The organism is Candidatus Binataceae bacterium, from assembly GCA_036495685.1.
GTDB lineage: Bacteria > Desulfobacterota > Binatia > Binatales > Binataceae > JAFAHS01.
On the sequence record DASXMJ010000061.1, the window covers coordinates 1 to 13,578 of the forward strand.

Here is a 13,578-nt window from a genome sequence, read left to right on the forward strand (position 1 = left end):
CGAACCTGACAACCGGATTCGTAACACCAATTGTAACGGGCTTGGGCAATCCGGGCGGGATGGCCTTTATTCCCTCTGGGGTGAATCTGGCGCGATTCGTGGCGCTGTCCGCACAGATTCCGGAAATTTGCCCGTAGTAACTGCTCTATTTTTTGCGGAGAGACGACCTGCCCCGTGCTCCGACCTGGCCACGGTGCTTCTGCGCCCCTGCAAAAACGTCTTGGAGCGTGCGCGACGCCCGCTACGCTAGGGTACCCTCACTTGAAGGCTACCGTATCGACCCCACTTCAAGCGCCGATCGGTCGCGCGGCACCTCGCGACGAGTTAATTTTCCAAAGTCGTCGTAGTATTCGCCGACTTCCACATCGCTCCGTTCCTCTATGCGCTACATGCGGAACACGCCGAACCGCGCCGCCGTGGGAATCGGCGCATTCAGCGAGGCGGCAATGCCGAGCGCCAGCGCGTTGCGGGTTTCGACCGGATCGAGCACCCCGTCGTCCCATAGGCGGGCGCTCGAATAGTAGCAGCTCGACTCGAGTTCGTATTTCTCCAGCGTGGGGCGTGTGAACGCACGCTGTTCCGGTTCGGTCATCGAGCCGCCCTCGCGCTTCAACTGGTCGAGCTTGACGGTGAGCAGGGTGTTGGCGGCCTGCTCTCCGCCCATTACCGAGATGCGCGAATTGGGCCACATGAACAGCAGCCGCGGGCCGTATGCGCGGCCGCACATCCCGTAATTGCCGGCGCCGTTCGACGCGCCGATGATCACGGTGAACTTGGGCACCTGCGCGTTGGCGACCGCGTTGACCATCTTCGCTCCGTCTTTCGCGATACCGCCCTGCTCGTAGCGTTTGCCGACGATGAAGCCGGTGATGTTTTGCAGGAACACGAGCGGGATACGGCGCGCGCAGCACAATTCGATGAAATGCGAGGCCTTGAGCGCGGATTCGCTGAAGAGCACTCCGTTGTTGGCGACGATTCCTACCGGGTAGCCGTAAAGCCGCGCAAATCCCGTCACCAGCGTTGTCCCGTAGCGCGGTTTGAACTCGTGCATCCGGCTACCGTCGACGATGCGTGCGATGACTTCGCGAACCTCATACGGCCTGCGCGTGTCCGAGGGGATCACTCCGTAGAGTTCGGCCGGATCGTAGTAGGGATCTTCGGGAGCGTCCTGCTGCAACGCGTCCTGGACGCTACGCCGACCCAGGTTTTCGATGATCGCGCGTGCGATCCGCAGCGCATCTTCATCGTCGTCCGCGAGGTGGTCACTGACGCCGGACAGGCGCGTGTGTACATCGCCGCCGCCGAGGTCTTCGGCGCTCACTTCCTCCCCGGTCGCGGCGCGAACCAGCGGGGGGCCGGCCAGGAAAATCGTGCCCTGATTACGCACGATCACGTTTTCGTCGCACATCGCCGGGACGTAGGCACCGCCCGCGGTACACGATCCCATGACCACTGCCACTTGCGCGATTCCCATCGCGGACATACGCGCCTGGTTATAAAAGATGCGCCCGAAGTGCTCGCGATCCGGAAAGACTTCGGCCTGCAGGGGTAGGAAGGCGCCACCCGAATCGACCAGATAGATGCACGGCAACCGGTTTTCGCTCGCGATCTCCTGGGCACGCAGATGCTTCTTCACCGTCATCGGGTAATAGGTACCGCCCTTGACGGTCGCGTCATTGGCAACCACCACCACTTCGCGGCCATAAACCCGCCCGATGCCAGTGACGATGCTGGCGGCCGGTGTGTCATCTTCGTACATGCTGTAGGCGGCGAGGGCGGAAAGTTCGAGGAACGGACTGCCCTGGTCGAGAAGCTTGCGCACCCGATCGCGCACCAGCAGCTTGCCGCGCTCGGCGTGACGTTTGCGCGCCTGCTCCGGACCTCCCAGACGAATGCGCTCCATTTCGGCGCGCAGTCTTCTGACCTGCGCCTCGATCACTTCTTGATTGGCACGGAATTCCGCGGAACTCGGGCTGATGCGCGACTCGATGCGTTCCATGCAAGTCCTCTTGATGCCTAGCGGGAGAGTTTCGGCTAGATATTAGCTTGATTTCTTCTCCTTTCGGGAGAAGACGCCGCGGCGCCCGGATGAGTCTCGGCGGCTTGATGGCTACGCTGCCCGACCGTTGACCATCAGCCCGGTGCACTTGGCGACTTAAGCCTCTTTGCGGGGAGGGACCGCAAGTCCTCGGCATGCGAGAACGCGATCTGAAAGCGCTGGAATTCGATAAAGTGCTGCATCTGGTGATGGAACATGCAGCCTCCGAGCCGGGGCGTGAGGCCATCGCGAAATTGCATCCTTCGACCGACCCGGTCGAGGTCCGCGACCGGCTTCGCGCCAGCGCGGAGATGGTCGCGCTCCGCTCGCGCGCCGGCACACTGCCGATGCGCGAATTCGCCGACCAGCGCAATCTCCTGCTCGTGGCGTCGCGCGCGGGCGCCATGCTGGATGGAATGTCCCTGGTCTCCGTCCGCGACTTCGTACTGGCCTCGCGCACCCTCGGCGCCTTTCTCGGATCGCGTGTCGAGCGGCTGCCGCACCTCGCAGCACTCCATCAAAACCTGCTCGCGCCCAAGGAACTCGCCGACGCCCTGATGTCGGCGCTTGCAGATGACGGGGGACTGCTCGACGACGCCAGCCCTGAACTGAAGCGACTTAGGACCAGGCTGCGCGACGGACGCGCCGACCTGGAGACGCGCCTGCTGCGTTCGCTGAGCGCTTCGGGGATGGAACCGTTCGTGTCGGACTACGTCGTGACCGTGCGCAACCGTCGCTTCGTGCTTCCCCTCAAGCTCAACTACTCGGAGCGGCTGGAGGGCATCGTGCAGGATCGCTCGGTCTCGGGCGAGACGCTGTTCGTCGAGCCCATGTGGGCGGTCGAATTGAACAATCGCGTAATGATGCTGGAGCGGGAAGCCGAGGCGGAAGAACACCGAATTCTCGCCGCACTCACCGCGATGACCGGCGGTTACGCACAGGAGTTGCTCCTGACCTTCGGCGCGATGATTGAACTCGACGGTCTCAATGCCCGCGCGATCCTCGCCGAGCGGTGGACTGCGGTGGAACCCCGGATAGCGGAAGATCGAGTTGAACTGAACGACGCGCGCCATCCACTGCTGTTGGCAACACATCGCGAGGTCGTCCCCATCGAGGTGAAAATCGCGCCGGGCCAGCGGGGTATCGTCATCTCGGGTCCCAACACCGGCGGCAAGACGGTCGCTCTCAAAACCATAGGGTTGCTATCACTGATGGCGCAGACCGGCCTGCTCATTCCCGCGCGCGACGGAAGTACCGTCACCGTTTTTCGCAGCGTGTTCGCTGACATCGGCGACGAGCAGTCGATCGAGGCCAACCTGTCGAGCTTCTCTGGACATATCGCGAATCTCTCGGAAATTGTGCGGTCGCTGGACGAGCCGGCGCTGGTAATTCTGGATGAACCGGGAGCGGGGACCGATCCCGCCGAGGGTGCGGCGCTCGCAATCGGGCTGATGAACTATCTGGCGACCCGCCGATGCCTGGTCGCGATCGCTACCCACTCGACCGCCGTGAAGCTGCACGCCTACTCGCGCGCGGGTTTCGAGGCCGCCGCCGTCGACTTCGACCCCGAGCGCCTGGTTCCGCTTTACCGACTGAAACCGCATACGATTGGTCAGAGCTATGGGCTCGCAGTCGCAAGCCGTCTCGGGCTGCCCAGTGAAATCGTAGCGGCGGCGCGCGAGGCGCTCGGCACCGGCAACATCGAGTTGGAACAAGCTATCGAACGGCTCGAAGCCGAACGCACTCGCCTGGCGCGCGAAACGGAACGGTTGCGAGAGGGCCGCGCAACCGCGGAGCGCGAGTCCGGCGAAGCGCGCGGACAGGCGGATCGCGCGCGTCAACGGGCCGAAGCGGAACGTACGCGGATGCGCGCTGAGGTTTCGGGAGTTATCGAAGAACTTCGCCGCGAAGGTTCGGAAGTCATCCGCGACCTCAAGACTCGCGCCAGGGGGCGCGGTGATTTGACTACGTTCGTGACTAAAGCCAGCGAAAAATTGGACCAGGCTGCGCCGCCAACGCCGGAAGAGCAGAGGCCCGACCGCGAACCGGGTACATCATTGAAGCCGGGAGACCAGGTTGAGATCGGGGGAATTCGCGGTGAACTGCTCTCGATTGACCCGGGGCGCGCGGTGGTGGCTCGAGGCGGCCTGAAAATCGAAGTGGCACCCGAGAGGCTGAGGCGGGCGCGCGGAAAAGCGCCGGAGGCTCCCACCCGCGAACCCGCGGTGTCCTACAGCACGGAGGGCAGCGGTGAAGCGCAGCTCAATCTGATCGGAATGCGCACCGCGGAGGCGCTAAGGAAACTGGAAAGCTTCTTGGACCAGGCGTTCTTGACCAATCAGCGCGAGGTCCGAATCGTGCACGGGATCGGATCGGGTGCGCTGCGCAAGGCGGTTCAGGAATATCTCAACGGTTCTTCCTACTGCGCCTCGTTCCACGTAGCGGACCCACACCATGGGGGCTCGGGGGCCACGATCGTGGAGATGAATCTGTAAGGAGCTGCCTTCCTGAGCCCTTCCTTCGACCGAAACTGGAATCGGAAAGGTCTCCGGAGTATGCGAAGCGGCGGCCGAAGCCACTTGCGTCACTTGCTCACCCATCTGAGGCGCAAGATCCGCCAGGCGGCAAAGAGAGAGAACAACCTAACGTTTCTTCCTCGAACGGTCAGGAACCCAGGTTGAATCGCACCCCAGTGACAATTACCGGCCGAAGAGACCCTTTAGCTGGTTGAGCGGGTTTGCGGGCTGACTGTTACCACCGTTCCCTCCCTTCGTATTGGCGTTACCGCCACCGCCAAGGAAGGCCCCGAGTCCCTTCTTGCCCATCAATTTGCCCAGCGCCTTTTGTCCCTGCTCTTCCACCGCCCGCTGACCTGCGCGCTGGGCAAGGTCGCCGACGTCGGGCACTACGGTTGGCTTCGGCAACTGCCCGGTAATGCGCAGCGGGATATCAATCTGACCGCTATTGTTGGTGACGTACACGACGTTTTTCTTCTGTGCGATGATTTCGTTGGTGAGCTGCTGAGTCAGCAGGATACGCGCCGTCAGGTCGATGTTCTTGTCCATGTCGAACCATCCGTCCCCATTCATCGCGTAGTCCGCCGTTCTCATCACGAGGTCGTGGGTCGTGATGCGCGGTCCCTGGATGACGAAAGTCAGTCCCAGCTGCTGGAAATCGGTGTCAGGGTTGCTGAACAGTTCCGGATGATTGCTTGCGATCGACTGTGGCACCAGCGAACCTATTACCGGCAGATTCTGCGTCTTGGCAAAAACCTGCGCACCGAGATTAACGCCGACCAGTTTGCCCCGTGCCACCTGTGCTTGCCCGCTGCCCGTAAGGGTCGGCTTGATCGCGTCGAAACTACCCTGGTTCTTGCCCGATAACTGCACCCGCCCGCTCAGAAATCCGCGCACCACACCTGCGGCTTTGGCCTTCTGAGACTGGAGCGCCTGCTGGAGATCTAGACCGGCCATGGTGACGGCGGCGTTGAATGGTCCCCCGGTCTCCAGGCTCGCGTCGGCAGTGCCGGAGGTCGAACCGCCGAAGGCGCCCATCTCAAGCTGGGATACGTGCAGCTGCTTGCCGGCCAGCGAAGTGACGACCGTAAGTCCGGTATAGGCAATGTTGTTCAGATTTCCCGCAGGTGAGGTGAGCTTGTTGTCGTCAAGCGCGACACCATTGGCCATCGAGAACGTGCCGGTCGCGCGAACCCCCGTCAGTTGCTCGTTCGCAGGCCGGTTGGGTGAAAAATCCGTGGTCCGCAACGCGTCGGCGGTGAACTCATAGGTCGCTCTCGGGGGATAAATCGGATCACTACGCGCGCTCAGAGTGGCGCGACCCGTGCCCAATTTGAACGCCAACGGTCCGATGTCCGCCGCGGTCCCGCTAAGCTTGATGTCGCCCCCGAGGTCGCTGACGGCGGTACCGCCTTGCCCCGGGCGCGGCAACGTCATGCCCGCGAGTGTTACAACCCCATTCGCAGATGGCTTGCCGCCCGCATACGCAACCTGGCTATGAACCTCGCCCTTGCCGGTGATTCCGAGCTTCGCGGCAGTCGGCACCAGCTTGGCAAGCGAAGCAATGTCGAAGCGATTGGTGTCGATCTTGCCGCTGAAGCTTCCACCGCCAAATTTGATCGCAGTCGCTTCCAGGTTCAGATCGCCGAGCACGATCGTAGCTTTGGATACACCGACTTCCGAGCCGTTGCGCGAGGCATCAAACGCAAACTTGAGCGTGGTCCCGGCCGGTTTCTGAAACGAGTCTCCGAACGCTACCCGATTCGGGGTCAGATCGCTTGCCGCCTTGATCGAAAGCGCGCCGAGCTTGCCCTGCATGCTGGCGTCCAGGCTGACCTTGTCCGAAACCTCGAGTTTGGCCACAATCGCCTTGGCAAATTCGAGCTCGCCGACTTGTGCGACCGCAACTGGACTGGCCCGCAAATGCAAGTCGATGCCGATTTCATTGGGATCGATGCGACCGCCGGTTGCAAGCGGCCCGACGCGGCCGGCGAGTTTGATGTTCTGCTCGTCGCCAAACACCGCCATTACAAGAGCGAGATCAAACGGCGAAGTGAAGGTGAAGCCTTTCAGATCGAGATCGATGTGCGAGATGGTGACGGGTGGCAGCCCTGCTTGCTCGTAAACGATCTTGCCCTGCTGAATTGCGAAGTTGTGCACCTCAAGCACGCCAATCGCGCCGGCACCGCCTGGGGTTTTCTTTGGCGCCTCGCTTAGCGGCGATTGACTGATTGCACCGCCGCCCGCGCCCTTTTCCGCTTGCCCCGGCGCGAGGTTCCCGACTGCGCCCTTCTTGCCGATGGTCGACACGTTGAGCTGGCCTTGTCCGTTGCGAATGATCCGAATTTCCGGCTCGTTCAGCACCACCTTGCTGACCCGAAGCTGTCGTGCGAGCAGCGGAATCAGTTCGAGCTTCGCCGAAACATCGGAGGTCGAAACAAACGGGCGTGCCGAGAAGTCAGGATCATCGGCCACAGTGACGCCGGTCAGGTCTGCGCTGACGCCCCATCCGAGTTGCGCCCTGATTTGCGCAACCTCGATCCTTCTGCCGAGCGCGGCGCTCACGCGTTGCAGGAGAAAGCCGCGATTCTCGGCAATTATCGAATTCAAATTCGCAGCCGCGTAGATGAATATCGCGATCAGGGCAAGGATCAGTGCCCCGACGATACTGCCAACGACGATGAGAGGTTTGCGCATGCGAATCCGCGAAGTTTTCGAATGTGAGATCGACCATTTTAGTTCAAATGCGATCGAGTCGCACGCAGGATCGGTTCGCTTCAAAGTTTGAGCGGGTGATTCCCCGGCGGGCTTTGGCACGGCATAATTTGGGTGCCACTCGGTCAGGATTTTTCCTTGTCATGGCCAGGAAACAGAAATCGCGGCGGCGGGAGCCACCCAAGCGGCGAGATGCCAAGCCGGTGGTCTTTTCACCCTTCCAGGACCTGAAGAAGATGCTGGCCGGGCGCATCGCGAACGCTTCAGCGCCTGCGTCCAAGAAGGCGGCAATGCAGACTGACCGCGCTGAGGCGCGGGCAGCATCGAAGCCAATCGACGAGGAGGCCCTTCTGCGCGAGGCACTGGCAGGAGTCAAGCCGCTCAATGGCGCCGCGCGAGTGCCTCTCGAACGCAGGACCAACCGGGCGATCGTCAGTGAAGACGATGAGGTCATTGCACAACTTTCCGACCTGGTTTCGGGCCAAGCTCCTTTCGACATCACCGAGACGGACGAGTACGTCGAAGGTATGCGGGTCGGACTGGACCCGCGGCTACTTTCGCAGTTGCGGCGCGGAGAGTTTGCGATGCAGTCGCATATCGATCTGCATGGAATGACCCAGCCAGCAGCGTATCAGGCGCTGACCGATTTCATTCTCGAATCAGTCCGCAAGGGTTTGCGATCAGTGCTAGTCGTTCACGGGCGCGGTCTCGGCTCGCCCGGCGGGCGACCGGTGCTCAAACACGCCGCGGCCAACTGGCTGTCGCATGGGACTATCGGGGGCCACGTACTCGCATTCACCACAGCACGCGCTCATGACGGTGGCGCGGGCGCGATGTACGTCTTGCTGCGGCGCGAAAAGCAGCGCGCTCCATTTGAGATACTGGAAGGCACGAAGAGAAGATAAAACCATTCCCTCGGATTCTGGAAAGTTTCAGTGACCAAAAATCGCCCTCACGAAAGCGGCGCTACCCCAAACCTGAGGAATGAAAAAAGGCGGAACCCCGACTGGAGTTCCACCTTTTTTTGCACGGTCGACTCGAGACTAGATCTTCGCCTGCAGGAAGAATGCGATCACCAGCGCATACAGGGTCAACGCTTCGATGAACGCGAGGCCGATGATCATGGGCACGAAGATCTGACCGGCGCTGTTGGGATTGCGCCCGATCGATTCCATTGCCGACGCAGCCATCCGCCCCTGACCGATAGCGCTCCCGAACGCCGCGATACCGATACCGATATTCGCCGAGAGTGCGATCAAACCGGCGCGTAGTGGATGCTGCAGCGCAGCAGCAGTGCCGGCGTCTTGTGCCAACGCGAGCAACGGTGACATCAGCACCGCTGCCGTCACCATCATGGTGATCGTTCCGATTTTACGAGCCATTCTGCGATCTCCTTGTCTTTCGCGATCCCGGCGCCGCCTCTACCACCTCCTCTATCCTCTACCACTGCAAGCTAGGTGCGGAGTTCCTTTGTCGCGCAAAGATCCTTGGTCAGTGTGTCCTCAATTACCGTGGCTGGTCGAGAGCCGGACATAGCTCATCGCCAACACCATGAAGATGATCGCCTGGATGATGCAGACGATCGAACCGAGTGCGTAAAACGCCAGTGGAACAACCAGCTTGGTCAGCCCGGTAAAGATACTCAGGACCGTGTGGTCGGCAAACATATTGGCGTAGAGACGAATTCCGAGCGAAAACGGGCGGAACAGGTTGTCGGCGATATTGATCGGGACCATCAGGAAGAACAGCCACCAGACCGGCCCGACCAGATCGTTGCGAAGAAATTGAATGAGGCCCTGCGCTTTTACTCCCTGATAGATGTAGTAGACGAAGCAGATAGCACCAAGCCCGAAGGTCAGGTCAGAGTCACCGGTGGGCGGTTCCATGCCTGGTAACAGCCCGAAGAAGTTGGCGGCCAATATAAACATGAACAGCGTTCCGAAAAACGGAACCCACAGCCGCCAGTGAGGCGACTCGGTCACGTCGCGTACGAACCCGTCCATCCACTCGACCAGCACTTCGCCGACGGAGCGCAGGCTGATTCGCTCGTCGGGAACCACCGGGTCCGTGGCGCTCGCCAGCGAGCGGCGCGCCAATAGACCAAAGACAATCAGCAGACCCATCACGATCCAGGTACCCGTGATGACCGCGGGAATCTTTTCGCCGCCGATTAGCTCGAGAAAATGTACGGATTCTGGCAAGAATCTTTTCTCCGCAAACGCGACCGCTCAGGCATTTTCCCCACTTGCGGCGCCCGACCGGCGACCGCGCAGCGAGGCACGTCCGGTTTCAATAATTATCGCGGTCATTTGAGTCAAGACTCCGAAGCCAAATCCGAGCCCGTCGATGTGCACGCGGGTGAAGGCCAGGTAAATCAGCCCGATAACGACGAACAATTTGAGCGGAATCGCCAGCGTACCGAATTTGGCGGCGGAGCTCGCACCGCCGGAAGCGACCGCAAGGGCCAAACGTCCGATGATAGCGAGTGCAAACAGGTTCGCCATCACGACTGCCCCGCCAAGGACGCACCCGAGGGCGGCCTGCGGCGAATATAAAGCGCCCAGCAGCGCCGAGGTGACGGCGATCAGGATCGCGTTGGTGCGCTGGATCGCCGAGATGGTCGGCATGTTCGCGGAAAGCGTCATTTGTCGAGCATTTTTTGCGCGGCCTGGAGCTCGCGAATCAGGCGGTAGAAACCTGCGAACAATCCCGCCAGAAACAAGCTGAGGGTGAGCCACGGGTCGGTGCGAAAGTATAGATCGAGATAGTGGCCAACCAAGGCTCCCGCGATGATCGGGCTGGAGAATTCAGCGCCGATGGCAGCGAACCGGGCATACTTGCCGTTTTCAATCGCCATACCCGCTAGCGTCCACCACAAGACTTATACAGACCGGACCCGACTCCCGCCATCAGGAGTGCGACGCCTTACTCAGACCCTGGCGGACCGCGGCGATCGTCGCATCAATATCGGCATCACTGTGCGCCAAGGAGACGAATAGCGCCTCGAACTGGGAAGGCGGGATGTTCACCTTATCTTCTATGAGTGAATGGAAAAGTGCGGCAAACTTCGCGGTGTTACAGTCGCGCGCCTCGTGCGCGTTGTGCACCTGCGCGGGACCAACGAACATCGTGAGCAACGACCCCGCACGATTCACGCATCCTGCCGCATCACCCTCGGCGAGCGCCGCCACCAACCCCGCTTCCAACCTTGCGCCCGCGGCCTCAAGGCGCTCGTATGTCCCCGGGCGTCTAAGAATTCTTAAAGTCTCCAGTCCGGCTCGTACGGAAAGCGGGTTACCGGACAACGTCCCGGCCTGATAGACGGGACCTTGCGGGGCTAGCAGATCAAGATACCGCGCCGGGCCGGCCACCGCGCCTACCGGCATACCCCCTCCAATGATCTTGCCGAGCATGATGAGGTCGGGCTCCATGCCCATCGCCTCGCTCACCGCGCCAAAGCGCAAACGAAAGCCGGTGATAACTTCATCACAAATGATCAACGCCCCGTTTCGGTGCGCGATCTCGGCCAGGCCCTTGAGAAACCCGGGATTTGGCAGAACCACTCCCATGTTCGCGGCGATAGGCTCGACCATTACCGCGGCAATGCGATCGCGATTATTTCTGAAGCAATCTTCGACGCTTCCTAGCTCGTTGTAGGTGGCCACCATGGTGAGCGCCGCCAGTTGGGGTGGAACTCCCGCGCTGTCCGGAACGCCCAGGGTCAGGCCGCCGGAGCCGGCACGTACTAAGAGCGAATCGCTGTGACCGTGATAGCAGCCATCAAACTTCACGATCGCGGGGCGACCCGTCGCGGCGCGCGCAAGGCGAACCGCGGTCATTCCGGCTTCCGTCCCCGAGCTCACCAGCCGCACCCGGTCGGCGCACCTTACGGCCGAGGAAATCAATTCGGCGAGTTCGACCTCAAGCCGGGTGGGCGCACCGTATCCGAACCCCGAGGTCGCCTGTTCGGTGACCGCCGCAACCACTTCGGGGGGCGCGTGACCGAGGATTGCGGGGCCGTAAGAGCCGACGTAGTCGATGAAACGGGTACCGTCGGCGTCAAACAGATACGCGCCGCGCGCGCGCTCGATGAAGAGCGGCCCACCGCCGACTCCTTTCCATGCGCGCACTGGGGAATTTACCGCACCCGGAATTTTTTTTTGTGCGCGTCTGAGCAGATCATCTGATTTTGTTCTGGTTGTCATTGGTGCGCTTCACTCGCTAACATTCCGCATCGAATGGTTCAAACACGGCCTCGCTCAGGTAAAAACTTGACCCAGACCGGCAAACCTGCAATCACTAGCGTTGGCTCCAGGAGCCTTCGCAGCACGCGTGGCTCAAATCGAGTGGGCACGCGCCGCAATTCTTTTTTTCGCCCGAGGGCTGCGTTGCAGAGCGAATCATACTTGAGATTTCCTTTTCAATTCGCGCGCGTAGCAGTTTCGCCGCGTGTGGGCTTGTCACTATGCGTAAAAGAGTTTATCAACTTCCCTTGGCCGTAAAACTTTCCGCACATCGCACGGAACGTTGATCGCGAGAAAATTCTCGCGCGGCCTTGATGTCATGGGCCGAAAAGCGCGTGCTGTTCGCCGTCGCTGTCTCAGGGAAAATAGGTCCGGAGGAATCGCATGGGGGCTGGATTGGTTGATAGTCCACGGCGCCGGCGCCGGTATTTGCTTAGGGGACCGAAGGAAAACTCGCTTATCCACACCTGTGGACAAACTTGTGCGTAATTCGATCGATCGATCGTAACACGCATTGCAACCGGATCGTGGTGGGCGATCCGGTGTCGTCGGGAGGGCTCGTATGAACGGCTTGTGGCAAAGATCCGCTGTCCGTCTGCGTGATGAACTCGGCCAAGTCGGATTTGAAACCTGGATCGGACCCCTCAATTTCGTTGGGGTTCAGGGACGAACCGTCACGGTCGAGGCACCCAATCGATTTTTCCGCGATTGGGTTAACGAACGCTACCTCGGGCTGCTACGGAAGTCGCTGTCCGCCGAGGCGGGAGAAAATATCGACGTGAAGCTGACGCTGGGCGAGGTGGTCGCAGCCGCTCAGCAGGGCCGTCCGACCAATGGCCGAGCACCCGCGCCACCTCCGCTCCCTACCCGGGCGCCTAGCTCGCCACATATGGACCGGCATCCGCAACTTAACACCCGTTACACTTTCGCCGAGTTCGTGGTCGGGTCGGCCAATCAATTCGCTCATGCTGCAGCGCTGGCGGTCTCGAATCAGCCCGGTGAAAAATACAACCCGCTTTTTATTTATGGCGGAGTGGGCTTGGGAAAGACCCACTTGGTCAACGCGATCGGGCATCATATCTATGGTTCCAGCGAGCGCCCGCGCAAGGTTTTGTTCATGCCGGCCGAAATTTTCATGAACGAGCTCATCAGCTCGTTGCGCCGGGACAAGATGAATGAGTTTCGCGATAAATTTCGCCGCGTCGATGCACTGATACTTGACGACGTGCAGTTCCTAGCCGGCCGCGAACGTACCCAGGAAGAGTTTTTCCACACCTTCAACTCACTGCACGGCGACCGCCATCAGATAGTGCTCACCTCGGACAAGTTGCCACGTGAAATTCCAGAGCTCGAAGAGCGGCTCCGCAACCGATTCGAGTCCGGACTGATCGCCGACATCGCTCCACCCGACCTCGAGACGCGTGTGGCCATCGTGCAGAAAAAGGCGGTCTTGGAGAACCTGCGACTGGCTCCCGACGTCTCGCTCTATATCGCGCAAAGCGTGCAGTCCAATGTACGCGAGCTCGAGGGATGCCTGACCCGGTTGGCCGCCTTGGCATCGCTTAACAAGTCAGCGATTACGGTCGAGTTTGCCCGCCAGGCGCTGCACGATCTGATTAGAAACCATGACGCCAAGCCAGACGTGGAAATGATCCAGAAGACCGTTTCAGATTTCTTCCACATCCGGCTGGCCGACCTGAAATCCAAAAAGCGCACCCAACACATCGCGTTTTGCCGGCAGGTCGCCATGTACTTGTGTCGCAAACTTACTTCGAGCTCCTTCCCGGTTATCGGCGAGGCGTTCGGACGCGACCACTCGACGGTTATCCACGCTTTCAATCTTATCCAACGACGGGTAACCAACGATTCCGCTTTTAGGCTCTCGATTGAGAAAATCGAGCGGGAACTGAAATCGCTTCGTGCCAACGCGGCGTAAAAAGTGTGGAGAAAGCTGTTGAGAGCTTGCGTATAACAGGTCTGGTATAGATGGGGATGAGGAAGCAGGCGCGGAAGGTGGGATTGTCAGGTAATTGGTCAACAACTTGTGCCAGACAAAACACTCTTG

10 protein-coding genes are annotated in these 13,578 nt (G+C 60.5%); 3 read left to right on the forward strand and 7 right to left on the reverse strand.

What is annotated here, in order from left to right; all coding sequences use genetic code 11:
• Positions 1–385 precede the first annotated feature (385 nt).
• Positions 386–1,999, reverse strand: coding sequence for a carboxyl transferase domain-containing protein (locus tag VGI36_07030; protein ID HEY2484884.1), 1,614 nt, complete (start codon positions 1,997–1,999; stop codon positions 386–388).
• A 194-nt stretch (positions 2,000–2,193) separates the two neighbouring features.
• Here VGI36_07030 and VGI36_07035 point away from each other — a divergent pair, with 194 nt between their 5' ends.
• Entirely contained in the window at positions 2,194–4,533 is a 2,340-nt protein-coding gene (locus tag VGI36_07035) for an endonuclease MutS2 (protein HEY2484885.1), read from the forward strand.
• Positions 4,534–4,737: 204 nt separating this feature from the next.
• Here VGI36_07035 and VGI36_07040 read toward each other — a convergent pair whose 3' ends face one another.
• A complete protein-coding gene (locus tag VGI36_07040; protein ID HEY2484886.1) occupies positions 4,738–7,251 on the reverse strand; it encodes an AsmA-like C-terminal region-containing protein in 2,514 nt (837 codons plus the stop codon).
• Between the two features lie 161 nt (positions 7,252–7,412).
• On the opposite strand from VGI36_07040, the gene VGI36_07045 reads away from it, so the two are divergent.
• A complete protein-coding gene (locus VGI36_07045) occupies positions 7,413–8,174 on the forward strand; it encodes a Smr/MutS family protein (GenBank protein ID HEY2484887.1) in 762 nt (253 codons plus the stop codon).
• A 138-nt stretch (positions 8,175–8,312) separates the two neighbouring features.
• Here the strand turns inward: VGI36_07045 and atpE are convergent, their stop codons facing one another.
• The 5 genes from atpE to hemL form a co-directional block, all read right to left on the reverse strand.
• Positions 8,313–8,651 carry an ATP synthase F0 subunit C gene (gene atpE / locus VGI36_07050; protein HEY2484888.1) on the reverse strand — a complete coding sequence of 113 codons (339 nt, stop codon included), beginning with the start codon at positions 8,649–8,651 and terminating at the stop codon, positions 8,313–8,315.
• Between the two features lie 120 nt (positions 8,652–8,771).
• On the reverse strand, positions 8,772–9,470 hold the full coding sequence (gene atpB / locus VGI36_07055; protein ID HEY2484889.1) for a F0F1 ATP synthase subunit A: 699 nt from the start codon (positions 9,468–9,470) through the stop codon (positions 8,772–8,774).
• A 27-nt stretch (positions 9,471–9,497) separates the two neighbouring features.
• Positions 9,498–9,914 (reverse strand): ATP synthase subunit I, encoded by a 417-nt coding sequence (locus tag VGI36_07060; protein HEY2484890.1) that lies wholly within the window; start codon positions 9,912–9,914, stop codon positions 9,498–9,500.
• Positions 9,911–10,126: an AtpZ/AtpI family protein gene (locus VGI36_07065; protein HEY2484891.1), complete on the reverse strand. Its 216-nt coding sequence runs from the start codon at positions 10,124–10,126 to the stop codon at positions 9,911–9,913. The genes VGI36_07060 and VGI36_07065 overlap by 4 nt, the downstream gene beginning before the upstream one ends.
• 52 nt (positions 10,127–10,178) lie before the next feature.
• A complete protein-coding gene (hemL, locus tag VGI36_07070; GenBank protein HEY2484892.1) occupies positions 10,179–11,474 on the reverse strand; it encodes a glutamate-1-semialdehyde 2,1-aminomutase in 1,296 nt (431 codons plus the stop codon).
• Positions 11,475–12,075: 601 nt separating this feature from the next.
• Between hemL and dnaA the strand changes: the two genes are divergently transcribed.
• A complete protein-coding gene (gene dnaA / locus VGI36_07075) occupies positions 12,076–13,449 on the forward strand; it encodes a chromosomal replication initiator protein DnaA (GenBank protein ID HEY2484893.1) in 1,374 nt (457 codons plus the stop codon).
• The last annotated feature ends 129 nt before the right edge of the window (positions 13,450–13,578 follow it).

Excerpts from the sequence above, each read along its gene's own strand:
- VGI36_07035 (HEY2484885.1), top strand. The coding sequence starts at position 2,194 with ATGCGAGAACGCGATCTGAAAGCGCTGGAATTCGATAAAGTGCTGCAT.
- dnaA (HEY2484893.1), top strand. The coding sequence starts at position 12,076 with ATGAACGGCTTGTGGCAAAGATCCGCTGTCCGTCTGCGTGATGAACTC.
- hemL (HEY2484892.1), bottom strand. The coding sequence starts at position 11,474 with ATGACAACCAGAACAAAATCAGATGATCTGCTCAGACGCGCACAAAAA.
- VGI36_07060 (HEY2484890.1), bottom strand. The coding sequence starts at position 9,914 with ATGACGCTTTCCGCGAACATGCCGACCATCTCGGCGATCCAGCGCACC.
- VGI36_07040 (HEY2484886.1), bottom strand. The coding sequence starts at position 7,251 with ATGCGCAAACCTCTCATCGTCGTTGGCAGTATCGTCGGGGCACTGATC.
- atpE (HEY2484888.1), bottom strand. The coding sequence starts at position 8,651 with ATGGCTCGTAAAATCGGAACGATCACCATGATGGTGACGGCAGCGGTG.
- VGI36_07030 (HEY2484884.1), bottom strand. The coding sequence starts at position 1,999 with ATGGAACGCATCGAGTCGCGCATCAGCCCGAGTTCCGCGGAATTCCGT.
- VGI36_07065 (HEY2484891.1), bottom strand. The coding sequence starts at position 10,126 with ATGGCGATTGAAAACGGCAAGTATGCCCGGTTCGCTGCCATCGGCGCT.
- VGI36_07045 (HEY2484887.1), top strand. The coding sequence starts at position 7,413 with ATGGCCAGGAAACAGAAATCGCGGCGGCGGGAGCCACCCAAGCGGCGA.